Here is a 23,236-nt window from a genome sequence, read left to right as displayed (position 1 = left end):
CGCGTGTGGGTCCACCCGGTCGGTCCGGGGCCGCGCATCCGCGACAATGGGAAGGTGAGCCTTTACCGCGACGAGGGGGTCGTCCTCCGCACCCAGAAGCTGGGGGAGGCCGACCGCATCGTGACCCTGTTGACCCGGCGCACCGGGCTGGTGCGCGCGGTCGGCAAGGGGGTGCGGCGCACCAAGTCGCGCTTCGGGGCCCGGCTGGAGCCCTTCAGCCACGTCGACGTGCAGCTCTACACCGGGCGCACCCTCGACGTGATCACCCAGGCCGAGACGCTGCGCCCCTACGGTGAGCGCATCGTCGCCGACTACGCCCGCTACACCGCCGCCACCGCGATGCTGGAGACGGCGGAGAAGGTGGTCGCCGTCGAGAAGGACCCGGCGCTGCGCCAGTTCCTCCTGCTCATCGGCGCGCTGCGTACGCTGGGCGAGGGGGTGCACGAGCCCCGACTGGTGCTCGACGCCTACCTGCTGCGGTCGCTGGCCGTCGCCGGGTACGCGCCCGCGCTGGGCGAGTGCGCCCGCTGCGGCGGCGCCGAGCCGCGCGGGTTCGCCGTGCACGCCGGGGGAGCGGTGTGCGGGGTGTGCCGCCCGCACGGGTCGGTCAACCCCGCGCCGGAGACCTTCGGCCTGATGGCGGCGCTGCTCGGCGGGGACTGGCCGGCGGCCGACGCCAGCACGGAGCGGCACCGGAGCGAGTGCAGCGGCCTGGTCGCCGCCTACCTGCAGTGGCACCTGGAAAACGGAATCCGATCCCTGCGCCTAGTGGAGCGTTCGTGAGCCTGTTCAACCCGTCCGCGTCCAAGTCCGGCCGGGGCTATGCGCCCCCGTCGCCGCACCCCAGCGGGGCGCGTCCGCCGGTACTGCCCAAGGCCGTGGTCCCCAAGCACGTCGCCATCGTCATGGACGGCAACGGCCGCTGGGCCAAGGAGCGGGGCCTGCCCCGCACCGACGGGCACAAGGCGGGTGAGGGGTCCCTGTTCGACGTCGTCGAGGGGGCCCTGGAGATGGGCATCCCCAACCTGTCGGCGTACGCCTTCTCCACCGAGAACTGGAAGCGCTCGCCCGAGGAGGTGCGCTTCCTCATGGGCTTCAACCGCGACGTCATCCGCCGCCGCCGCGACGAGCTGAACGCCATGGGCGTGCGGGTCCGCTGGGCCGGGCGCCGCGGGCGGCTGTGGAAGAGCGTCATCTCCGAGCTCGAGGAGGCCGAGGAGATGACCCGCGACAACACCGCGCTGACCCTGCAGTTCTGCGTCAACTACGGCGGCCGCGCCGAGATCGTGGACGCCGCCGCCGAACTGGCGCGCGCCGCGGCCGAGGGGCGGATCGACCCCGCCAAGATCTCCGAGTCCGACTTCGCCGCCCGGCTGGACGAGCCCGGGGTGCCCGACGTCGACCTGTTCCTGCGCTCCTCGGGCGAGCAGCGCTTCTCCAACTTCCTGCTCTGGCAGTCGGCCTACGCCGAGTTCGTCTTCCTGGACACGCTCTGGCCCGACTTCGACCGCCGCCACCTGTGGCACGCCTGCGAGGTCTACGCCTCGCGGGACCGCCGCTACGGCGGAGCCGAGCCCAACCCGCTGCCCGGGCCCTCCGGTGCGGCGGAGCCGGACGCCGCCGGAGCCGCGAAGCCGAAGGAGGAGGCCGAATGAGCGGGAACGACGAGGCCGCCGGGACGGCGGCGGGGCTGCTCGCGCGCTCGCCGCTGACCTACGTGGCGGTCGGGGACAGCTTCACCGAAGGGGTCGGCGACCCCGGCCCCGACGGCGCCTTCCGCGGCTGGGCCGACCGGTTCGCCGAGCACCTGGCCGGCGCGGTGCCCGAGGTGCGCTACGCCAACCTGGCGGTGCGCGGCAAGCTCATCCGGCAGATCGTGACCGACCAGCTCCCGCGCGCGCTGGAGCTGGAGCCGGACCTGGTCACCCTGTGCGCCGGCGGCAACGACGTGCTGCGCCCCGGCGCCGACCCCGACGCCCTGGCGCGGATCCTGGAGCACGCCGTGCGCCGGCTGCGGGCCCAGGGCGCCGAGGTGGTGCTGTTCACCGGGGTGAACGTCTCCGGCGGCTATATGCGGGCCCGGATCGGGCACTTCGCGCGCTTCTACCTGAACATCCGCTCGATCGCCGACCGGCACGGCTGCCACGTGGTCGACCAGTGGTCCATGGCCGCGCTCACCGACCCGCGGGCCTGGGACGACGACCGCCTGCACATGTCGCCCGAGGGGCACCGGCGCCTGGCGCTGAAGGTGTGCGCGGTGCTCGGCGTCCCGGCCGAGGGGACCGGGGACGAGCCGTGGCCCCCGGCCCCGGCCGCCGAGGGCCGCGCCGAGGCGGCGCGGGAGAACGTGCGCTGGGCGCGGGAGTTCCTGGTGCCGTGGGTGGGGCGGCGGCTGACCGGCCGCTCCTCCGGCGACGGCGTGCGGCCCAAGCGCCCCGACGCGCTGCCGCTGCGGCCGCAGTCCCCCGCCGACCGCTGAGCGCGGGACCGGCGGCTCAGGGGGGCGCTCGGCGGTGCGCCCGGCCGAGCCCGTGACGCGCCGTGACCGGGCGAGTGGATCGGGGACCGTGACGGCCGTTACAAATGGGCGCTGACTCGTAACCTACTGTCGCGTAACCAGGGGTCCGAGGGGCATCATCGACCCATGAGCGGCTTCGAGACTGGGCAGGACATCATCTCCTATGTGGCCCTCGGTGACAGCTTCACCGAGGGCCTGGACGATCCCTATCCGGACAGCGACCGCACGCCCAACGGCCGCTTCCGCGGCTGGGCCGACCGGTTGGCCGAGCACCTGGCGCAGGCGGGGCCGGAGGTGCGCTACGCCAACCTGGCGGTGCGCGGCAAGCTCGTCCGGCAGATCGTGCGCGACCAGCTGCCGCGCGCGGTCGAGCTCCGGCCGGACCTGGTGACCCTGTGCGCCGGCGGCAACGACATCATCCGCCCCGGCGGCGACCCGGACCAGGTCGCCGAGGTCTTCGAAGGGGCGGTGCAGCGGCTGCACGCCACCGGCGCCCACATGGTGCTGTTCACCGGCATGGACACCGGGTTCCAGCCGGTCATGCGGCACCTGCGGGGCAAGGTGGCCACCTACAACATGCACCTGCGGGCGATCGCCGACCGCTACGACTGCACCGTGGTGGACCTGTGGGCGATGCGGATGCTGCAGGACCCGCGCGCCTGGAGCTGGGACCGGCTGCACCTGTCCCCGGAGGGCCACCGCCGGCTGGCGCTGCGCACGGCCGAGCTGCTCGGCCTGGAGGTCGAGCCGGGCTGGGACGCCCCGTGGCCGCCCGAGGCCCCCAAGGACTGGCGCGCGGCCCGGCAGGAGGACCTGCACTGGGCGCGGGAGTTCCTGGTGCCCTGGATCGGGCGGCGGCTGACCGGCCGCTCCTCCGGCGACGGCCTCGCCCCGAAGCGCCCGGACCTGGAGCCGCTGCGCTAGAGGCCGTCTGCCGGGGCGGGCCCTCCGGCGCGACGGCCCGGGCACGGCCCCGCCGTGTTCCCATCAGTCGGCGGCGCACCCCGGCCGGCTGCCGCGCCTCGGGGAGCACAGCGGCCTCGCGATGACCGCGCCAGGAGGCCGCTCGCTACGGACCCGACCCGGAAAACACCCTGGGCCCGTAGAACCGGCGAGGGGCGTGCTCCGAACGGAGCACGCCCCTCGCCGGTTCTGAGCGGCCTCTCAGGCGCGGCCGCGCGCGGAGCAGTCGGCGCAGGTGCCGAAGACCTCGACGGTGTGCGTCACGTCGGTGAACCCGTGCTGGGCGCCCACCGACTCGGCCCACTTCTCCACGGTCGGGCCCTCCACCTCCACCGCGCGGCCGCAGGTCCGGCAGACCAGGTGGTGATGGTGGGCGTCGGTGACGCAGGCGCGGTACACCGCCTCGCCCTCGTCCGTGCGCAGGACGTCCACCTCACCGGAGTCGCTCATCGCCTGCAGGGCCCGGTAGACGGTGGTCAGGCCGATCTTCGACCCCTCGGCGCGCAGGTCGGCATAGAGGTCCTGCGCGCTGCGGAACCCGCTGGCCTCGTTCAGGGCCTGCTTGACGGCCTCGCGTCGTGTACTCACCTGGATACGCTCCCCCGTTCGGTCTGGGGCATCGTACCGACCGTACCGGCGCCGTCCGTCCCGGGGGAGGACCCGGCCGCGCGCACGCGCGCCCGCCCGGTCGCGGCGCGCACCGCGTACCCGCCCGCCACCGCGGCGGCGAACACCGCCAGCGCCAGGAGCACGATGGCCGCGCCCGGCGCCACGTCCACATAGAACGCCCCGGTCAGCCCGCCGAGGGCGCTGAGCAGGCCGATCGCCATGGCCAGCAGCGCGGTCACCCGGAAGCTGCGCGCCAGCTGCTGTGCGGCGGCCACCGGGACCACCATGAGCGCGCTGACCATGAGAACCCCCACCACGCGCATGGACACCACCACGGTCAGCGCGGCGGTGACCGCGATCACCAGGCTCAGCAGGCGCACGGGCAGCCCCGCGGCGCGGGCCGTGTCCTCGTCCTGGCACAGCACGAACAGCTCCCGCCAGAAGAAGCCGACCACCGCGAGCACCACGGCGGCCAGGGCGACCACCACCGCCACGTCCTCCTCGCCGACGCTGCTGACCGACCCGAAGAGGAACCCGGTCAGGGTGGCGCTGTTGGCGCGCGGGGCCAGGCCGATCAGCAGCACGCCCCCGGCGATGCCGCCGTAGAACAGCAGGGCCAGTGCGACGTCGCCGCCGGTGCGGGCGCGCACCCGGATCAGCTCGATGGCGGCGGCGCCCGCCACCGACACCGCCAGGGCGGTCAGCAGGGGCGAGGTCTGGGTCAGATACCCCAGCGCGACGCCGGTCAGCGCGACGTGGCCGATACCGTCGCCGAGCAGCGCCAGGCGCCGCTGGACCAGGAACACCCCGATGATCGGCGCCACCAGCCCCACCAGCGCGGCGGCGATGAGCGCGCGCTGCATGAAGGCGTACTGGAGCATCTCAGTCACGGCGGGGCACCTCGAACTCGGGCAGGGCGGAGGCGACGGCGGGGGAGTCGGCGTCGGCGTGCGGGTGGACGTGGTCGTGGCCGGGGCGGGCGCAGTCGCCGCTGGGGCGCGGGACGGGGCCGTCGTGCACCACCCGGCCGGCGGAGAGCACCACCCCGCGCTCCAGCAGGGGCTCCAGCGGGCCGCTCTCGTGCAGCACGAGCACGATGGTGGAGCCGCGCTCGCGCAGGGCGGTGATGGCGGCGGCCAGGGCGCGCTGGTTCTCGGCGTCGACCCCGGCCATCGGCTCGTCCATGACGAAGGTGTCGGGGCGCGCGGCCAGGGCGCGGGCGATGAGCACCCGCTGCTGCTGGCCGCCGGAGAGCTCGTGGACCGAGGCGCGGGCCAGGCCGGACAGGTCCAGGGCGTCCAGGGCCTCGTCGACGGCGGCGCGGTCGCCGGAGGTGGCCCGGCGCAGCCGCCGGCGCCGCGCGACCTGCCCGGAGGCGACGACTTCGCGGACCGTGGCGGGCACGCCGCCGCCGGCGGTCAGGCGCTGGGGCACGTAGCCGATGCGGCCCCAGTCGCGGAACCGGCGCAGCGGGGCGCCGTGCACCTCGACGCTCCCCGAGGTCAGCGGGACGATGCCCAGCATGGCCTTCATCAGGGTGGACTTGCCCGACCCGTTGGGCCCGAGGATGGCCAGCACCTGTCCCCGGGGGACGGTCAGGTCGACGCCGTGCAGGACGGGAACGCGGTCGTAGGAGACGACGGCGTCCCGGACGAGGAACGCGGGAGGCGCGGCGCCCGGGCCGCCCCCGGCCCCGGCGCGCTCCGCGACGGATTCAGCGGTCACCGACCCATGGTGCCGAAAACGAAAACGATTGTCAAAACGGCGGGGAAGGGTACACCATCCCGGCGCCGAGGAGAAGGGGGCGGCGGGTCCGCACCCCAGGGCGGGGCCGCCGCGGTCAGGCCACCGCCTGGATGGCGCCCATCGCCGCCAGGCCGCCCACGACCAGCAGGCGCATCGCCCGCTCGCCCGTGCGCAGGCCCGGCCAGGCCAGGAAGGCCAGCCAGCCGATGAACGCCGCCAGCACCACCAGCAGCAGGCCCCCCAGGGGCCCCGCCAGCAGCAGCCCGGCGATGAACACGCCCGCCATCGCCACCGGGAGGATCCACCGCGGCGCCTGGTGCAGCCACACCAGCGGGACCGCGCTCGCCTGTTCGATCCGTCGGCGCAGCGGTCCCGCGCCGGGAGTGAAGAAGGACCCGCCCTTCGGAAGCGGGCGCCGCGCCCGCCGGAACCCGTCGTCGCCCCTGGCCGCCACGCGCACCCTCCGCACCGTCCGCCGTCCTTGCGGGGAAGCCTACTCCCCGGCTCTGGCTAGGATGCATCGTGCAGGAGGGGGGCGGCGGCGCCCCGCGTCTCACCGGACGTTCACGCGCGCCGCCGTAGAGTAGTCCGGCGAACGCCGGCCGCGCGGACCGCGTCCCGGCGGCGTTCTCCCCCGTTGCGCCCGCTCCGCAGACAGACCGATCGGGAGACTTTTTTCCGTGCCGAAGCTCAGCGTCATCGTCGCGTTCGACGTCACCGAGCCGCACCTGCGCCCCACTCTGGACTCCCTGTCCGGGCAGGACGCAGGCGGCCGCGACCTGGAGATCGTCCTGGTCCCCCTGGCCGCCGGGCAGGCGGGCGCCCCCGGCCGCGTGCCCCCCGCACCGGCCGAGGGGCCGGTCGGGGACGACGCCGGCGACGAGGACGCCGACCCGGACGACGCCGGCGCTGGCGACGACGAGGCCGCCGACGGCGAGGACGGCGAGGCGGGCGAGGCCGTGGGCCCCGTCCGAGAGGAGGGCCTGGAGGCCGCCGAGGAGTTCGCCGCCGCACCGCCGCCCGGGGTCTCGGCCGTGCTGGTGGGCGAGCGCGCGGCCGGCCGCTCCGCCGCCCGCGCCGCCGGGACCGCCGCCTCCGCCGGCGACCTGCTGCTCTTCCTGGACGGCGGGGACACCCTGCCCGGCTACGCCCTGGGCTACCTGGCCGACGCGCTGGAGGGCTCGGGCTCCCAGGTCGCCACCGGCAACGTGTACCGCTTCAACGACCTGGGCGCCCGCCCCTCCTCGGCGCACCGCAAGATCTTCGGCAAGGCCCGCACCGGCGTCGACGTGCACGCCACCTCCTCGCTGCTGCGCGACCGCCTGTTCGGCAACAAGCTCTGGCGCCGCGCGTTCTGGGAGTCGCTGCCCGACCTGGGCCTGGACGACGCCGACGACGACCTGGCCGCGGTCCGCGCGCTCATCGCCGCCACCACCGTGGACGTGCTGCCCGCGCCGGTGCTGCTGCGCCGCGACCGGGGCGAGGGGCCGCCGCTCAGCGACACCGCGGTGCTCACCCGCCGGCTCCGCGCCGTCGCCGCGGTCTCCTCCTCGCTCGCCGAGGGCGACCGCGACCTGTGGGACTCCCGCGCGCTCCGCTCCGACGTGCGCGCCGTCCTGCTCAAGCTCGACGACGCCGACGACGAGGGCCGCACCCGCTTCCTCGACCTGGCCAACGACCACCTGGCGACGGTCTCCCCGGCGGTGCTGGACGCGATGGCCCCGCTGCACCGGCTCAACCACCACCTGATCCGCCGCCGCGACCTGGACCGGCTGCTGGAGGCGGTCACCTTCCAGAAGAGCGTGGAGCTCAAGAAGGCCCCGGTGGTCCGCCGCGGCCTGCACTACTTCGTCCGCTACCCCTTCTTCGAGGACCCCGCCGCCGGGGTGCCCCGCGACGTCTACCGGCTCCAGGCCGAGCTGCGGGTCCGCCAGAAGACCGAGCGGGTGGAGTGGCGCGGCGGCCGGCTCGTGGTCGGCGGCCGGGTGGGCGTGCTCAACCTGCGCCCCGGCCGCCGCTGGCAGCAGCAGCTGCTGGCGTTCGCGGTCAACTCCGACACCGGGCGCCGCATCCCCGTCCCGGTCAAGGTGCTGCGCGCCGCCGAGTACCGGCTGCCCGACGTGCCCGACGCCGCCCGCCACGACTACGGCGGTTTCGAGGTCACCGTGGACCCGGCGCGGCTGCGGCTGGCCGGGCAGTGGCGGGCCACCTCCTGGAAGCTGGAGCTGGTCGTGGTCAACCGGGGCCTGGTGCGCCGCCGCATCGTGGCCAACCCGGTGCCCGGCGCCGCCGAGCGCCCGCCCTACCGCCGCATCACCGGCGACGTGTGGCTGCGCCCGGAGTGGGACCGCGACCGCCACCTGGCCCTGACCGTCGCCCCGGTGCGCGCCCGCGTCACCGGCCTGGGGCTGGAGGAGGCCCCGGGCGGCCAGGTGCTCGCCCTGCGCGGGGAGTACGTCGGCCCGCCCGCGGCCTCCTGCACCGCGCTGCGGCTCACCCGCCTGCCCGGCACCGCCCGCCTGGAGTACCCGCTGGAGCCGGCCGACGGCGGCTTCGGCGTGCGGGTCCCGGTGCACGACCTGCTGGCCGCGGCGGTCGACGAGGGGCCGGGGGAGCTGCGCCAGGAGCGCTGGAGCGCCGAGCTGACCGCGCCCGACGGCACCGCGCTGCCGCTGGTGCTGCCCGACGAGGCCGGCACCCCCGCCCACCCGGTCGGCGACGGCCTCCACGAGGTCGCCGTGCAGCGCACCGGCACCGGCCACCTGCGGATGCGGGCCGGCTGGGCGCACCCCGTGGTGCGCGGCGCCCGCTGGGAGGGCCGGGACCTGGTGCTGACCGGGGACTACGCCGGGTCCAGCGACGCCGAGCTGGTGTTCAAGGCGCGCGGCCGCGACGAGGAGCACCGCCTGGTGCTGGAGCGCGACGGCGCCGCGTTCACCGCCCGCATGAGCCCGGCGGCCATCGCCACCCTCTCGGGCACCCTGCCGCTGCCCGCCGGCACCTTCCAGCTGTGGGCGCGGGTCGCCCTGGACGACGGTACCGTCCGCGACGTGGGCGCCGAGCTCGACCCGGACCTGGTGCGCGGCCTGCCGCTGCGGATGGACACCGGCGAGCGCGGCTACGCCTTCGCCGACTCCGGGTTCGACACCCCGGTGCTGCGGGTCGAGAGCGACCTGCGCCCCGAGGAGCGCGGCTCCTTCGCCCAGCGCACCCTGCGCGAGGAGGTCTACCCGGAGCTGCGCCGCGAGCCGGTCCGCGAGGGCGTCCTGTTCGACAGCTACACCGGCCGCCAGTTCTCCGACAGCCCGCAGAGCATCTACGCCGAGCTGCGCCGGCGCGGCGGGAAGTGGGCCGACTACCCGATGTCCTGGCTGGTCAAGGACGGCCAGGTGAACCTGCCGGGGGACCTGGAGCCGGTGCGGCACAACGGCCGCGGCTTCTACGAGGCGCTGGCCCGGTCCCGCTACATCGTCACCAACTCCCGCCAGCCGGCCTGGTTCGCCCGCCGCCCCGACCAGGTGGTGGTGCAGACCTGGCACGGCTCGATGCTCAAGCGCATCGGCTTCGACATCGAGAACATCCGCGGCAAGTCCCGGGACTACCACGACAAGCTGGCCTGGGAGACCGCGCAGTGGGACTACCTGGTCTCGCCGAGCCCGTGGGCCACGCCCATCCTGCGCCGGGCCTTCCGGTTCGAGGGCGAGATCCTGGAGACCGGCTACCCGCGCAACGACATCTTCTTCGCCCCCGACCGCGAGGAGATCGCCGCCCGCACCCGCCGGACGCTGGGGCTGCCCGAGGGCAAGAAGGTGGTTCTGTACGCCCCCACCTGGCGGGACGACAAGTACTACACCCGCGGCAAGCACAAGCTCGACCTGCACCTGGACCTGCGCCGGATGTACGACAAGCTCGGCGACGACCACGTGCTGCTGGTGCGGCGCCACCCCCGGGTGGTCGACAGCGTGCCGATCGTGGGCGAGGACTTCGTCTACGACGTCTCGCTCTACCCGGAGATCATGGAGCTGTTCCTGATCACCGACGTGCTCGTCACCGACTACTCGTCGATGATGTTCGACTTCGCCAACACCGGCCGCCCGATGCTCTTCTTCACCTACGACATCGAGAGCTACCGGGACAACCTGCGCGGGTTCTACTTCGACTTCGAGGAGACCGCGCCCGGCCCGCTGCTGACCGAGTCCGAGGAGGTCGTCACGGCGCTGCGGGACATCGACGCGGTGGCCGAGGCCTCGGCGGACAAGTACCGGGCCTTCACCGAGCAGTTCTGCCCGCTCGACGACGGCGGGGCCGCGGCCCGCGTGGCCGACCGGGTCTTCGGCGCGGGGTGACCCGGGGCGCGGGGACGGTCGGGCCGGGAGGCCGGCACCGTCCCCGCGCCCGCCCGCTCAGCCGCCCGCGGCGGGCCGGACGGCGCGCATCACCCGGACGATCTTCTCGGCCGAGTTGACCGTGCGCACGTCCTCGGGGGGCACGGCCTGCCCGCCCATGCGCACCCGCGGGTTCCGGTGGCGCACGGGGGAGGGGACGGTGTCCATCGCCGAGAAGTGCAGCTCCCGCGCCCCGGTGCGCTCGACCAGCTCGGCGGCGTTGCCCTCGCGCACCCCGCCGCCGGGCATCACCGCGATCCGCCCGGCCGAGCGGCGCACCAGTTCGGCGATGAGCTCGGCCCCCTCGGGCGCGCTCGCCTGCTGGCCCGAGGTGAGCACCCGGTCCACCCCCAGCCCGATCAGCTCCTCCAGCGTGCCCACCGGGTCGGCGCACACGTCGAAGGCCCGGTGGAAGGTGGTCCCCAGCCCCTCGGCGGCGGCGAGCAGCCGCTCCATGGCCGCGTGGTCGACGCCGCCGTCGGGGGTGAGCGCGCCCAGCACCACCCCGTGCGCCCCGGCCCGGGCGAACGCCCGCACGTCGCGCTCCATGGCCTCCAGCTCGCCGGCGTCGTAGACGAAGTCGCCGCCGCGGGGCCGGACGATGGGGAAGACGGCGATCTCCGGGGCGGCCGCCAGGACCGCCTCGACGGTGCCGATGCTGGGGGTCAGGCCCCCGTCGACCAGGGCGGTGACCAGCTCCACCCGGTCGGCGCCGGCGCGCTGGGCGGTGCGCGCCCCTGCGGCGCCCTCCACCACGATCTCGAAGGCGGTGCCGGCGCGGGCGGTTCGGGTGGTCACGGCGGGGGAGGGGACGGGGTCGGTCACGGCGGGCGCCTCCTGACGTCGCGGGTGCGGTCTAGACCAGTACACCATCCCCGCGGCGGACACGGGCGCCGCCGCGGCGATGGGAGGATGGCCGGGTGATCGTCATCACCCGATACACCGTTCCGCCCGAGCAGGTCGAGGACTTCCGCGCGCGTGCCGCCGAGGCGCTGCGCGTCCTCGGCGCCCGCCCCGGCTTCCTCGGCTCGCGGGTGGGCCGCGCCGCCGACGACCCCCGGCTGTGGACCGTGGTCACCGAGTGGGAGGGCGCCGGGTACTACCGGCGGGCCCTGTCCGACTTCGAGGTGCGCATGGCCGCGGTCCCCCTGCTCTCCCAGGCCAGGGACGAACCGACGGCCTACGAGATCGTGAACGTCCCCACGCCCGGGGGTGGCTGAATCGGTCGCAGGGGCCCCCGAGCCCGCGTATCGTCGTGGGGAGCGCGGGGCCGTCCGTGACGGCGCCCTCACCGGCCGCCCGGGGCCCGGGCGGCCGAGCCACCGAACCGACACCACCGAATCGCCGAAGCGCGATCCGCCGACCGCCAGCCGGATGGAGAGTCAGAGAGAACATGGCCGCCAAGTCTGAGGCAATGGACAAGCTCGTCAACCTCGCCAAGCGCAGGGGTCTGGTGTACCCCTCCAGTGAGATCTACGGCGGTCTGCGCGCCTCTTGGGACTACGGCCCGCTGGGTGTGGAGCTGAAGCAGAACATCAAGCGGCAGTGGTGGAGGTCGATGGTCCAGGAGCGGGACGACATCGTCGGCCTGGACTCCAGCGTCATCCTCGCCCGCGAGGTGTGGGAGGCCTCCGGCCACGTGCAGGCCTTCGTGGACCCGCTGACCGAGTGCCAGTCCTGCCACAAGCGCTTCCGCGCCGACCACCTGATCGAGGCCTACGAGGAGAAGCACGGCCGCGAGCCGGAGAACGGCCTGGGCGACATCGCCTGCCCCAACTGCGGCGCCAAGAGCTCCTTCACCGAGCCGAAGATGTTCAACGGGCTGCTGCGCACCTACCTGGGCCCGGTGCAGGACGAGTCCGGGCTGGCCTTCCTGCGCCCCGAGACCGCGCAGGGCATCTTCATCAACTACCTCAACGTCCAGCAGAGCGCCCGCAAGAAGATCCCGTTCGGCATCGGCCAGGTCGGCAAGTCCTTCCGCAACGAGATCACCCCGGGCAACTTCATCTTCCGCACCCGCGAGTTCGAGCAGATGGAGATGGAGTTCTTCGTCAAGCCGGGCGAGGACGAGGACTGGCACCAGTACTGGATCGACCAGCGCATGCAGTGGTACCTCGACCTGGGCGTGGGCAAGGACAACCTGCGGCTGTACGAGCACCCGCAGGAGAAGCTCTCGCACTACTCCAAGCGCACGGTCGACATCGAGTACCGGTTCAACTTCCAGGGCGCCGAGTGGGGCGAGCTGGAGGGCGTCGCCAACCGCACCGACTACGACCTGACCACCCACTCGGAGAAGTCCGGCGCCGACCTGTCCTTCTTCGACCAGGAGAGCAACGAGCGCTACATCCCCTACGTCATCGAGCCGGCGGCCGGCGTCGACCGCGCCATGCTGATGTTCATGCTCGACGCCTACCGCGAGGACGAGGCGCCCAACGCCAAGGGCAAGATGGAGAAGCGCTCGGTCATGGCGCTGGACCCGCGCCTGTCGCCGGTCAAGGCCGCGGTGCTGCCGCTCTCGCGCAACTCCGACCTCTCGCCCAAGGCCCGCGACCTGGCCGCGCGCCTGCGCAAGCGGTGGAACACCGAGTTCGACGACGCCGGCGCGATCGGCCGCCGCTACCGCCGCCAGGACGAGATCGGCACCCCGTTCTGCGTCACCGTCGACTTCGACACCCTGGAGGACGACGCGGTGACCGTCCGCGAGCGGGACACCATGTCGCAGGAGCGCGTCTCCCTGGACCGGGTGGAGACCTACCTGTTCGAGCGGCTGCCCGCCGGCTGCTGAGCGCGCGCCCGTCGCGGGCATGAGGGAGCGGGCATGAGAGAGGCGGCCGGACCCGGGGGGATATGGTCTCCGGCCGCCTCCGCTACGGGTTCCCCCGGCGCACACGCCGGAAGAACCTGTTCTCACGCTAGCCCGATACGCGCCGTCGGGTAAGGGGTGTCCGCCTCCGCGCCCGGCCGTGTAAGCGAATCGTGATTCCGTGCGTGACCGGCACCGGGGGAGAACGCGTCCCACCGGCCGCCTCCGCCGGGGCCGCGGCCCCGGCGGAGGCGGGGACCCGGGTCTCAGCCCTGGGCGTAGACGACCATCGACACCGCGATGTAGTGGCACACGTAGGCGGCGATGGTCAGCGAGTGGAACACCTCGTGGAACCCGAACCAGCGCGGGGCCGGGTCGGGCCGCTTGAGGCCGTAGACGACGGCGCCGGCGCTGTAGAGCAGGCCGCCGGCCAGCACCAGGATCCAGGCGGCCGGGTGCAGCCCGTGGACCAGCTGCGGGACGAACAGCACCGCCACCCAGCCGATGGCCAGGTAGAGCGCGGTGGACAGCCAGCGCGGGGCGTTCAGCCAGAACATCTTGAACAGCACCCCGGCCACCGCGCCGCCCCAGATCAGCGCGGTCATCGCGGTGCGCAGCGGGTCCTGGAGCACCAGCACCACGAAGGGCGTGTAGGTGCCGGCGATGATCAGGTAGATGTTGGCGTGGTCCATGCGGCGCAGCACCGCCACGGCGCCCGAGGACCACCGGCCCACGTGGTAGACGGCCGAGGTGCTGAACAGCAGCACCGCGGTGGAGGCGTAGACCGCCGCGCACACCCGCGCGGCGGTGGTCGGGGCCAGGCAGACCAGGACGATGCCCGCGGCCAGCGCGGGCGGGGCGGTGCCCAGGTGCAGCCAGCCGCGCAGGCGGGGTTTGACCGCCCGCAGCAGCTCGGCCGCGCCGTGGCGGGCGGAGTGCTGTGCGGATGCGCCGGACTGCGGCTGTCCTGCGGTCACGGGTTCGCCTTCTTCCTCGCGTCGGTGCGGGGCCCGGGAGGCGGCGCGCGGCGCCGCGGGGGGCGGCCCCCGACCGACTCTACCTACGGAAGCGTAGGTTACCGACGGGAAACAATGTGCGCTGCGGCACAGGGGGACATGATCTTTTCCCGAGGCCTGGGCCGCGGCACGGCGGGCGCCGCCTGCTACCGTGCTCTCAAGCGTCCCTGGCCGTGCCGATCGTCTGCGACCCCTATTCCGTTTTCCGACCCAGGGGAACGTCTACCCTTCCTGAACCATTGGTCTAGACCATTGAAAAGCTGATGACCAGTGAAGATGGAGAGAGGATTCGGGGAATGAAGGGGGCAGGCGGGCGGATTGGTCCAGGGAGGCGACGAGGTCGAGCGGTCCCGTCGGAGGAGATCCACGTGCTCAAGTACGTCTACGAGTTCAGCGAAGGCAACAAGGACCTGAAGGACCTGCTGGGCGGCAAGGGCGCGAACCTCGCCGAGATGACCAACCTGGGACTGCCGGTCCCGCCCGGGTTCACCATCACCACCGAGGCCTGCCGCGCCTACCTCGAGGGCGGCGCCATGCCCGAGGGCCTCGCCGGCCAGGTCGAGGACAAGCTCAAGGCCCTCGAGGCCGCCATGGGCAAGGGGCTCGGGCAACCCGACGACCCCCTCCTGGTCAGCGTCCGCTCCGGGGCCAAGTTCTCCATGCCCGGCATGATGGAGACCGTCCTCAACATCGGGCTCAACGACGCGTCGGTACGCGGGCTCGCCGCCCAGTCGGGCGACGAGCGCTTCGCCTGGGACTCCTACCGCCGCCTCGTCCAGATGTTCGGCAAGACCGTGCTGGACATCGACGGCGACCTGTTCGAGGAGGCCATCGAGGAGCGCAAGCGCGCCAAGGGCGCCGCCGCCGACCTCGACCTGGACGCCGAGGACTTCCGCGCCCTGGTCGAGGACTTCAAGGCCATCGTGCGCCGGGCCTCGGGCCGCGACTTCCCCGCCGACCCGCGCGAGCAGATGGAGCTGGCCGTGCGGGCCGTCTTCGACTCCTGGAACGCGCCCCGCGCCGCGCTCTACCGCCGCCGCGAGCGCATCCCCGCCGACCTGGGCACCGCGGTCAACGTGTGCGCCATGGTCTTCGGCAACCTCGGCATGGACTCGGGCACCGGCGTGGCCTTCACCCGCGACCCGGCCACCGGGCGCCAGGGCGTCTACGGCGACTACCTGCAGAACGCCCAGGGCGAGGACGTGGTGGCCGGCATCCGCAACACGGTGCCGCTCGCCGACCTGGAGCGCATCGACGCGGCGAGCCACGCCGAGCTGATGGACATCATGCGCACCCTCGAAGAGCACTACCGCGACCTGTGCGACATCGAGTTCACCATCGAGCGCGGCAAGCTGTGGATGCTGCAGACCCGGGTCGGCAAGCGCACCGCGGCCGCCGCCTTCCGCATCGCCGACCAGCTCCTGGCCCAGGGCATGATCACCGCCGACGAGGCGATCCTGCGGGTCAACGGCGACCAGCTCGCCCAGCTGATGTTCCCCCGCTTCGACGAGGGCGCCCCGCGGGACCGGCTCGGGCGCGGGATGAACGCCTCCCCGGGCGCCGCCGTGGGCCGCGCCGTCTTCGACTCGGCCGCCGCCGTCAAGCGCGCCCGCGCCGGGGAGCCGGTCGTGCTGTGCCGCCGCGAGACCAACCCCGACGACCTGGAGGGCATGCTCGCCGCCGAGGGCATCCTGACCAGCCGCGGCGGCAAGACCTCGCACGCCGCGGTGGTCGCCCGCGGCATGGGCACCACCTGCGTGTGCGGCGCCGAGGAGCTCGACATCGACGTCCGGAACCGCCGGATGACCGCGCCCGGGGGCCGGGTCGTGGAGGAGGGCGACGAGATCTCCATCGACGGGAGCACCGGCGAGGTCTTCCTCGGCCGGGTCCCGGTCGTCGACTCCCCGGTCGTGCGCTACTTCGACGGCACCCTGGACGCCGAGTCCGACGAGGCCGACGACCTGGTCCGCGCCGTGCACCGGGTGATGGGCCGCGCCGACGCCGACCGCCGGCTGGGCGTGCGGGCCAACGCCGACACCCCCGACGACGCCGCGCGCGCCCGGCGGATGGGCGCCCAGGGCATCGGCCTGTGCCGCACCGAGCACATGTTCCTGGGCGAGCGCCGACCGCTGGTCGAGCGCCTCGTCCTGGCCGAGGGGGACGACGAGCGCACCGCGGCGCTGGAGGCGCTGCTGCCGCTCCAGCGCACCGACTTCACCGGGATCCTGGAGGCCATGGACGGCCTTCCGGTGACCATCCGGCTTCTCGACCCGCCGCTGCACGAGTTCCTGCCCGACCTCACGGAGCTGTCGGTGCGGGTGGCCCTGGCCGAGGAGCGCGGCGAGCGCGACGAGGAGGACGTGCGCCTGCTGCAGGCGGTGCGCCGGCTGCACGAGCAGAACCCGATGATGGGGCTGCGCGGGGTGCGGCTGGGCCTGGTGGTGCCCGGCCTGTTCACCATGCAGGTGCGCGCCATCGCCCAGGCGGCCGCCGAGCGGCTGCGGGCCGGCGGCGCCCCGCGGCCCGAGGTGATGATCCCGCTGGTGGGAACGGTCCAGGAGCTGGAGATCATCCGCGAGGAGGCGCTGGGCGCCGTGCGGGAGGTCGCCGAGGAGTACGGCGTGGAGCTGGAGTTCCCCATCGGCACCATGATCGAGCTGCCGCGGGCGGCGCTGACCGCCGGGCAGATCGCCGAGAGCGCCGAGTTCTTCTCCTTCGGTACCAACGACCTCACCCAGACCGTCTGGGGCTTCTCCCGCGACGATGTGGAGGCCTCGTTCTTCTCCGCCTACCTGGAGAAGGGCGTGTTCGGCGCCTCGCCGTTCGAGACGATCGACACCGAGGGCGTCGGCCGGCTGGTGCGCACGGCCGTGGAGGAGGGCCGCGCCGCCCGCCCCGGCCTGAAGCTGGGCGTGTGCGGCGAGCACGGCGGCGACCCGGCCTCGGTGCACTTCTTCGACCGGGTGGGGCTGGACTACGTCTCCTGCTCGCCGTTCCGGGTCCCCGTCGCCCGCCTGGAGGCCGGCCGCGCGGCCGCCGAGGACGCCTGAGGCCGCTCCGGGCCGGGGGCGCGCCCCGCGGCCCGGACCTCCTTCCGGCGCCCTGGGCCGGGAGGCCCATGTCACGACATGTGACCTCCCCGTGATATACGCTCGGCCCCCAGGGTGAGCCGCACGTCCACTACTCTGTGGGCGCCGGGCGCGGACGCCCGGTCCGGCGCCGATGTCGGTTATCGTCAGGCGGAACCCACACGAACGGTCCCGGGGGTGAAGGTGCGGACAGCCGGCGAGGGGCGCGCGGACGACCCGCGCGAAGGGGGGCCAGGCGGTTCCCCGGACGCCGAGGCGACCCGGGTCTTCGAGCGCTCCCGGCCCGCCGGCGGAGCGGAGGCCACCCGGGTCTTCACCCGGGACGCGGCGCCCGTCCCGGAACCCGTTCCCGGGCCGCTGGAGGAGCTGGACGGGCCCGACGGGCCCACCGCCCCTGAGGGCCCACGCGGTCCCGGCGGCCCCGGGGAGGGGGAGGGCCCCGCCGGGCGCGGAGGCGGCGGTGGCGGCCCCCGGTCCCGTGGGCCCCGGCGCTGGTTCCGCCTGCGCCCCGGGCGCATCATCGCGCTGCTGCTGGTCGTGGCCATCGCCGTCCCGCCCGGCACCTGGGCCTGGGTGTGGTGGACCGCCCGCCAGGACGCCCGCCCGCCCTCCGACGCGATCCTGGTGCTGGGCGCCAGCCAGTACAACGGCCGCCCGTCGCCGATCTTCGAGGCCCGGCTGGAGCACGCGGCCCACCTGTACGAGGAGGGCGTGGCCCCGACCGTCATCACCGTCGGCGGCAACCAGCCCGGGGACAACTACACCGAGGGCGGGGCCGGGCGGGACTGGCTGGTCGAGCAGGGGGTGCCCGCCGGCTCCGTGGTCGCCGTGGAGGAGGGCAGCAACACCCTGCGCAGCCTGGAGGCGGTCGACGAGGTGGTCGACGCCAACGGGTGGCAGAGCGTCGTGATCGTCTCCGACCCCTGGCACAGCCTGCGCTCCCGCATCATGGCCGAGGACCAGGGCATGGAGGCCGCCACCTCCCCGGTGCGCTCGGGCCCGGCCGTCCTGGAGCGCCGCACCCAGCTCTGGTACATCACCCGGGAGACCGGGGCGCTCTGGTACTACTGGCTCTTCGGCGACACCGACGACGCCGACATCGGCTACGGGACCGACGCCGCGTGATGGACCGTTCCACCGACGAGCGGGCGGCCGACGGGTACACCCGCCGGGACCGCGAGCGCCGTGCACCCGAGCCGCCCAAGAGCCGCGGGCGCGGCCCCTTCGAGCGCGACCGGGCCCGCGTCCTGCACAGCTTCGCGCTGCGCCGGCTGGCCGCCAAGACGCAGGTGGTGCGCCCCGGGGCGAGCGACTTCCCGCGCACCCGGCTGACCCATTCGCTGGAGTGCGCCCAGATCGGCCGCGAGCTCGGCGCCGCCCTGGGGTGCGACGCCGACCTGGTGGAAGCGGCGTGCCTCTCCCACGACCTGGGGCACCCGCCCTTCGGGCACAACGGGGAGCGCGCCCTGGACGCGGCCGCGGCCGCCTGCGGCGGGTTCGAGGGCAACGCCCAGAGCCTGCGCATCCTCACCCGCCTGGAGGGCAAGGTGGTCGGCGGGGACGGGGCCGGTGCCGGGCTCAACCTGACCCGGGCCACGCTCGACGCCACCGTGAAGTACCCCTGGCAGCGCGGCGGGGGAGACGGGCACAAGTTCAACTGCTACCCCGACGACGCCCCGGTCTTCGCGTGGGTCCGCCGGGACGCCCCCGAGGGCCGTACCTGCTTCGAGGCGCAGGTGATGGACTGGGCCGACGACGTCGCCTACTCGGTGCACGACCTGGAGGACGGGCTCTACGCCGGGATGGTGCGCCTGGAGGCGCTGCGCAGCCCGGCCGAGCGCGCGGCGGTGTGCGCGAGGGCCTCGGGCCGCTACACCGGCGCCGGCACCGGGGAGCTGGAGGAGGTGTTCGCGGCGCTGCTGGCCGAGCCCTTCTGGCCGCGCCGCTTCGACGGCGGCCTGGAGTCGCTGGCGGCGCTGAAGAACCTGACCAGCGAGCTGATCGGACGCCAGTGCCGGGCGGCCGAGCGCGCCACCCGCGACCGGTACGGCCCGGAGCCGCTGACGCGCTACGCGGCCGATCTGGTGGTGCCCCGGCGGGCGCTGCTGGAGTGCGCCCTGCTCAAGGCGGTGGCCTGGCACTACGTGATGGACCGCTCCGAGGCGCAGGCCTACCAGGCCCAGGAGCGCGAGCTGATCGCCGAGCTGGTGGAGCTGGTGCTGCGCGGCGCGCCCGGGACCCTGGACCCGCCGCTGCGCCCGGCCTTCGAGAACGCCGCGGACGACGCGGCGGCCCTGCGCGTGGTCGTGGACCAGGTGGCGTCGCTGACCGACACCTCCGCCGCCGCCTGGCACGCCCGCCTGAGCGGCTGAACCGGGCGGGCGCTCCCGGGGTGTCGCCGGGGCGCCGGCGCACCGTCGATGCCGCGTCGGCCGCGCAGGCCGGAGGGGGCGGCCGCACCGCGTCGGCGCGGGATCGGCCCAGGCCGCTCCGCTGGACCCGGAGCCGCGGCACGACCTGGGCGACGTGGCCGAAGTCCCGGTCGCGGGGGACCGGGACGGCGCCGTTGCGCAGTGCGACAGCGGAGAACGGGCCGACGGCGGACACGCCGACGGCAGAGCCCCGGGCCCGATCGCTCCAGAACGGCCGGGCCGGCTCGGAGGCGGTCGACCGCCTCCGTCCCGGTGGACCGCAGAGCGGTTCGCCGGGCTTGCGGACGAGCGGTCCACGGGTCCGCGCCGGGCCCGGCAGGGGGCAGACGGACCGGGCCCGCTCCCGGAGAACCGGTCAGGCCGGCCTTGGGCGGTCCTCCTCCTGGTCACCGTTGTCATCGCTGCCCGGTTCGCCGACGCCGAACACGTCGGTGAAGCGGGGGCCTCGCATCTCCTCCAGGTCGCCGTCCCAGCCCGTTCCGTGCAGGCTGAGCAGGAGGTCCCGGTCGGGCCTCGGGCCGACCGCGCGCCTGAGCGCCAGGTCCACGGCCTCTTGTGCGGTGCGGGCACCGAACCCGTCCATCACGGCCGCGATGAGCCCGTCGTCGATCTCGATGGTGAACCTGCCCATGCACGCACCGTACACAGGCGCTGCGGCTCCTTCCCCGGCTTCGCCCCGATTCCGGCACCGTTTTCCCCACCCCCCTTGACGCCGTCTATGTTAGCGCTAACAATGTCTGCCACGTCACACCCCCGAGTGCAGTGGAGGACCAATGGCGGCCCCACCCGGGCGCATGCCCGTCATGGCCGACGTCGCGCGGGCGGCGGGGGTCTCGCACCAGACCGTCTCCCGGGTGCTCAACGGGCACCCGAACGTGCGCGCCGAGACCCAGGCGCGCGTGCTCGCCGCGATCGAGGACCTGGGCTACCGGCCCAACTCCTCGGCCCGGGCCCTGGTCACCCGGCGCACCGGGGTGATCGGCGTGGTCGCCGTGGACACCGCCCACTACGGGCCGGCGCGCACCCTGACCGGGATCGAGCACGCCGCCCGCGCCGCCGGCTACTACCTCAGCGTGGTCACCCTGACCGAGGCCTCGGCCGAACAGGTCCGCGACGCCATGGACCACCTGGCGCGCCAGGCGGTCGAGGGCTACGTCGTCATCGCCCCGCAGCGCTCGGTCCTGGAGGGCATGCCCGAGTGGGCCGGCGGGGCCCCGGTCGTCGCCGTCGAGGGCGGGGAGGCGCGCGAGCTGCCGGTGGTCTGCGTGGACCAGGAGGGCGGCGCCCGGGCGGCCGTGCGCCACCTGCTCGGCCTGGGCCACCGCACCGTCGGCCACATCGCCGGCCCCCGCGACTGGCTGGAGGCCGAGGCCCGCGTCGCCGGGTGGCGCCGCGCTCTGGAGGAGGCGGGCGCCCCCGCCGCCGAGCCGCTCTACGGCGACTGGCGCCCCCGGTCCGGCTACGAGCTGGCCCGCCGCCTGGTGGAGGAGGGGCGGCCGCCCGGCGCCCTGTTCGTGGCCAACGACCAGATGGCCGTGGGGGCGCTGCGCGCCTTCGGGGACGCCGGCGTGCGGGTCCCCGAGGACGTGGCCCTGGTCGGGTTCGACGACGTCCCCGAGGCCGCCTACTACGCGCCCCCGCTGACCACGGTCGCCCAGGACTTCGGCGAGGTCGGGCGGCGCGGCATCGGCGTCCTGCTGGACCTGCTGGAGAGCGGGGGCGCCGCCGCCGAGTCCGCCGCGCGCGAGGTGGTGCCCGCGCGCCTGGTCGTCCGCGCCAGCTGCGGGGCCTGAGCCGCAGCCGAACGCACCGCGAAGCGCCCCCGAGACGAGCGCCCCGAGAGGACCCCCCCGTGACCGACTCTGTTAACGCTCACACAATCCCCGACGACGCCGCCGTGGTCGGCGTCGACTTCGGCACCCTGTCCGGCCGCGCCGTCGTGCTGCGCGTATCCGACGGCGCCGAGCTGGGCTCCGCCGAGCACCCCTACGCCCACGGCGTGCTGAGCGACCGGCTGCCCGCCGGCGGCCCGGAACTGGCCCCCGACACCGCCCTGCAGGTCCCCGAGGACTACCGCGAGGTGCTCCGCCGCGCCGTCCCCGCCGCCCTCGCCGACGCCGGCGTCGCCCCCGAGCGGGTCGTGGGCGTGGGCACCGACTTCACCGCCTGCACCGTGCTGCCCGCCACCGCCGACGGCACCCCGCTGTGCGAGCTGCCCGGCCTCGCCGACCGCCCGCACGCCTACCCCAAGCTCTGGAAGCACCACGCCGCCCAGCCCGAGGCCGACGAGATCAACGCCCTGGCCGCCGAGCGCGGCGAGCCCTGGCTCGCCCGCTACGGCGGGAAGATCTCCTCGGAGTGGGAGTTCGCCAAGGGCCTGCAGGTGCTGCGCGAGGACCCGGAGGCCTACGCGCGCGCCGACCGCTGGATCGAGGCCGCCGACTGGATCGTCTGGGAGCTGTGCGGGCGGGAGACCCGCAACGTCAGCACCGCCGGCTACAAGGGGATCCACCAGGACGGCGCCTGGCCCTCCCGCGACTTCCTGGCCGCCCTGGACCCCCGCTTCGCCTCCTTCGCCGAGGACAAGATCGCCTTCCCGCTGTCGCAGCAGGGCGGGCGGGCCGGCGGCCTGACCGCCCGCGCCGCCGCCTGGACCGGCCTGCCCGAGGGCACCCCGGTGGCGGTGGGCGCCATCGACGCCCACGTTACCGCAGCCTCGGCGGACACCGTCGCGGCCGGGGAGATGCTCGCGGTGATGGGCACCAGCACCTGCCACGTGATGAACGCCGAGGCCGGCGCCGGCGCCCCGGCCGAGGTCCCGGGCATGTGCGGGGTGGTGCACGGCGGCATCGTGCCCGGACTGTGGGGCTACGAGGCCGGACAGAGCGGCGTGGGCGACATCTTCGCCTGGTTCGCCGACTCCTTCGCCGGGGGATCGGCCTCCCGGGAAGCCGCCGAGCGCGGGCTGTCCCTGCACGACCTGCTCTCCGGCCGCGCCGCCGGCCGCCCGCCCGGCGCGCACGGCCTGGTGGCCCTGGACTGGCACAGCGGCAACCGCTCGGTCCTGGTCGACCACGACCTGTCCGGCGTCCTCGCCGGGCTCACCCTGGCCACCCGGCCCGAGGACGTCTACGCCGCCCTGGTGGAGGCCACCGCCTTCGGCGCCCGCACCATCGTCGACGCCTTCGAGGCCTCCGGGGTTCCGGTGCGCGGCTTCACCGTGGCCGGCGGCCTCAAGCGCAACCCCTTCGTCATGGGCGTCTACGCCGACGTGCTCGGCCGCCCGCTGCACCTGGCCGACTCCGACCAGGGCCCGGCCGCCGGAGCCGCGATCCACGCCGCGGTCGCCGCCGGGGCCCACCCCGACCTGCCCGCGGCCTCGGCCGCCATGGGCGGCCGCACGCGGGAGGCGGTCCGCCCCGACCCCGCCCGCACCGCCGCCTACGACCGCCTCTACGCGGTCTACACCGAGCTGCACGACCACTTCGGCCGCGGCGGCAGCGGCGCACTGCACCGGCTGCGGGAGATCCGCAACACCGCCCTGGCCGAGGACCCCGCGGCCGGCGCCGTCCCGCCCCAGGCCGCGCCGGCCGGCACCGATCCCGCCGACACGGCACCCACCGACACCGCCCCGTCCCGGGCCGCGGACGCATGAGCCCCCGACCGGAGGAGCCG

Annotated in this window: 19 protein-coding genes; 12 read left to right on the top strand and 7 right to left on the bottom strand. The window is 74.8% G+C overall.

What is annotated here, in order from left to right; all coding sequences use genetic code 11:
- Window positions 1–54: 54 nt before the first annotated feature.
- From recO to C892_RS0109695, 4 genes are all read left to right on the top strand, one after another.
- The gene (gene recO / locus C892_RS0109710) at window positions 55–783 is read left to right on the top strand and encodes a DNA repair protein RecO (RefSeq protein ID WP_026124260.1); all 729 of its coding nucleotides are present in this window, start codon (window positions 55–57) and stop codon (window positions 781–783) included.
- A complete protein-coding gene (locus tag C892_RS0109705; protein ID WP_017557026.1) occupies window positions 780–1,655 on the top strand; it encodes an isoprenyl transferase in 876 nt (291 codons plus the stop codon). Before recO ends, C892_RS0109705 begins: the two co-directional genes overlap by 4 nt.
- Entirely contained in the window at window positions 1,652–2,479 is an 828-nt protein-coding gene (locus C892_RS0109700; protein WP_017557025.1) for an SGNH/GDSL hydrolase family protein, read from the top strand. The genes C892_RS0109705 and C892_RS0109700 overlap by 4 nt, the downstream gene beginning before the upstream one ends.
- Window positions 2,480–2,644: 165 nt before the next feature.
- On the top strand, window positions 2,645–3,442 hold the full coding sequence (locus tag C892_RS0109695) for an SGNH/GDSL hydrolase family protein (protein ID WP_017557024.1): 798 nt from the start codon (window positions 2,645–2,647) through the stop codon (window positions 3,440–3,442).
- A gap of 240 nt (window positions 3,443–3,682) precedes the next feature.
- Here the strand turns inward: C892_RS0109695 and C892_RS0109690 are convergent, their stop codons facing one another.
- The 4 genes from C892_RS0109690 to C892_RS0109675 form a co-directional block, all read right to left on the bottom strand.
- Window positions 3,683–4,069 (bottom strand): Fur family transcriptional regulator, encoded by a 387-nt coding sequence (locus C892_RS0109690; protein ID WP_017536656.1) that lies wholly within the window; start codon window positions 4,067–4,069, stop codon window positions 3,683–3,685.
- Window positions 4,066–4,980, bottom strand: a complete 915-nt coding sequence (locus tag C892_RS0109685; protein ID WP_017557023.1) for a metal ABC transporter permease — start codon at window positions 4,978–4,980, stop codon at window positions 4,066–4,068. Before C892_RS0109685 ends, C892_RS0109690 begins: the two co-directional genes overlap by 4 nt.
- Window positions 4,973–5,815 (bottom strand): metal ABC transporter ATP-binding protein, encoded by an 843-nt coding sequence (locus tag C892_RS0109680; protein WP_017557022.1) that lies wholly within the window; start codon window positions 5,813–5,815, stop codon window positions 4,973–4,975. The genes C892_RS0109685 and C892_RS0109680 overlap by 8 nt, the downstream gene beginning before the upstream one ends.
- Before the next feature lie 115 nt (window positions 5,816–5,930).
- Window positions 5,931–6,290: a DUF6703 family protein gene (locus tag C892_RS0109675; protein ID WP_017557021.1), complete on the bottom strand. Its 360-nt coding sequence runs from the start codon at window positions 6,288–6,290 to the stop codon at window positions 5,931–5,933.
- Window positions 6,291–6,516: 226 nt separating this feature from the next.
- Between C892_RS0109675 and C892_RS0109670 the strand changes: the two genes are divergently transcribed.
- On the top strand, window positions 6,517–10,182 hold the full coding sequence (locus tag C892_RS0109670) for a CDP-glycerol glycerophosphotransferase family protein (protein ID WP_017557020.1): 3,666 nt from the start codon (window positions 6,517–6,519) through the stop codon (window positions 10,180–10,182).
- Between the two features lie 57 nt (window positions 10,183–10,239).
- On the opposite strand, the gene C892_RS0109665 is transcribed toward C892_RS0109670, so the two are convergent.
- Entirely contained in the window at window positions 10,240–11,046 is an 807-nt protein-coding gene (locus C892_RS0109665; RefSeq protein ID WP_017557019.1) for a copper homeostasis protein CutC, read from the bottom strand.
- 95 nt (window positions 11,047–11,141) lie between these two features.
- Here C892_RS0109665 and C892_RS0109660 point away from each other — a divergent pair, with 95 nt between their 5' ends.
- Both C892_RS0109660 and C892_RS0109655 read left to right on the top strand, forming a co-directional pair.
- Complete coding sequence (locus tag C892_RS0109660) at window positions 11,142–11,441, top strand: antibiotic biosynthesis monooxygenase family protein (protein WP_017557018.1); 300 nt, start codon at window positions 11,142–11,144, stop codon at window positions 11,439–11,441.
- A 173-nt stretch (window positions 11,442–11,614) separates the two neighbouring features.
- On the top strand, window positions 11,615–13,006 hold the full coding sequence (locus tag C892_RS0109655) for a glycine--tRNA ligase (protein WP_193374764.1): 1,392 nt from the start codon (window positions 11,615–11,617) through the stop codon (window positions 13,004–13,006).
- 284 nt (window positions 13,007–13,290) lie between these two features.
- Here the strand turns inward: C892_RS0109655 and trhA are convergent, their stop codons facing one another.
- Window positions 13,291–14,001: a PAQR family membrane homeostasis protein TrhA gene (gene trhA, locus C892_RS0109650; protein ID WP_017557016.1), complete on the bottom strand. Its 711-nt coding sequence runs from the start codon at window positions 13,999–14,001 to the stop codon at window positions 13,291–13,293.
- 407 nt (window positions 14,002–14,408) lie between these two features.
- On the opposite strand from trhA, the gene ppdK reads away from it, so the two are divergent.
- The 3 genes from ppdK (at window position 14,409) to C892_RS0109635 (ending at window position 19,501) form a co-directional block, all read left to right on the top strand.
- Window positions 14,409–17,090: a pyruvate, phosphate dikinase gene (ppdK, locus tag C892_RS0109645; RefSeq protein WP_017557015.1), complete on the top strand. Its 2,682-nt coding sequence runs from the start codon at window positions 14,409–14,411 to the stop codon at window positions 17,088–17,090.
- 216 nt (window positions 17,091–17,306) lie between these two features.
- Window positions 17,307–18,254, top strand: a complete 948-nt coding sequence (locus C892_RS0109640) for a YdcF family protein (RefSeq protein ID WP_017557014.1) — start codon at window positions 17,307–17,309, stop codon at window positions 18,252–18,254.
- A complete protein-coding gene (locus C892_RS0109635) occupies window positions 18,254–19,501 on the top strand; it encodes a deoxyguanosinetriphosphate triphosphohydrolase (RefSeq protein ID WP_017557013.1) in 1,248 nt (415 codons plus the stop codon). Before C892_RS0109640 ends, C892_RS0109635 begins: the two co-directional genes overlap by 1 nt.
- Before the next feature lie 415 nt (window positions 19,502–19,916).
- Here C892_RS0109635 and C892_RS28725 read toward each other — a convergent pair whose 3' ends face one another.
- Window positions 19,917–20,192 carry a type II toxin-antitoxin system VapB family antitoxin gene (locus C892_RS28725; protein ID WP_017557012.1) on the bottom strand — a complete coding sequence of 92 codons (276 nt, stop codon included), beginning with the start codon at window positions 20,190–20,192 and terminating at the stop codon, window positions 19,917–19,919.
- 142 nt (window positions 20,193–20,334) lie between these two features.
- On the opposite strand from C892_RS28725, the gene C892_RS0109625 reads away from it, so the two are divergent.
- Complete coding sequence (locus tag C892_RS0109625) at window positions 20,335–21,354, top strand: LacI family DNA-binding transcriptional regulator (RefSeq protein WP_026124259.1); 1,020 nt, start codon at window positions 20,335–20,337, stop codon at window positions 21,352–21,354.
- 104 nt (window positions 21,355–21,458) lie between these two features.
- On the top strand, window positions 21,459–23,216 hold the full coding sequence (gene araB / locus C892_RS0109620; protein WP_017557010.1) for a ribulokinase: 1,758 nt from the start codon (window positions 21,459–21,461) through the stop codon (window positions 23,214–23,216).
- The last annotated feature ends 20 nt before the right edge of the window (window positions 23,217–23,236 follow it).

Source organism: Nocardiopsis baichengensis YIM 90130 (assembly GCF_000341205.1).
GTDB lineage: Bacteria > Actinomycetota > Actinomycetes > Streptosporangiales > Streptosporangiaceae > Nocardiopsis_A > Nocardiopsis_A halophila.
This window is presented reverse-complemented; position numbering and strand designations above follow the sequence as displayed.

Bases quoted from the DNA above. Each gene is read 5' to 3' on its own strand.
- C892_RS0109625 (WP_026124259.1), top strand. From the start codon at position 20,335: ATGGCGGCCCCACCCGGGCGCATGCCCGTCATGGCCGACGTCGCGCGG.
- C892_RS28725 (WP_017557012.1), bottom strand. From the start codon at position 20,192: ATGGGCAGGTTCACCATCGAGATCGACGACGGGCTCATCGCGGCCGTG.
- C892_RS0109655 (WP_193374764.1), top strand. From the start codon at position 11,615: ATGGCCGCCAAGTCTGAGGCAATGGACAAGCTCGTCAACCTCGCCAAG.
- C892_RS0109635 (WP_017557013.1), top strand. From the start codon at position 18,254: ATGGACCGTTCCACCGACGAGCGGGCGGCCGACGGGTACACCCGCCGG.
- C892_RS0109700 (WP_017557025.1), top strand. From the start codon at position 1,652: ATGAGCGGGAACGACGAGGCCGCCGGGACGGCGGCGGGGCTGCTCGCG.
- C892_RS0109695 (WP_017557024.1), top strand. From the start codon at position 2,645: ATGAGCGGCTTCGAGACTGGGCAGGACATCATCTCCTATGTGGCCCTC.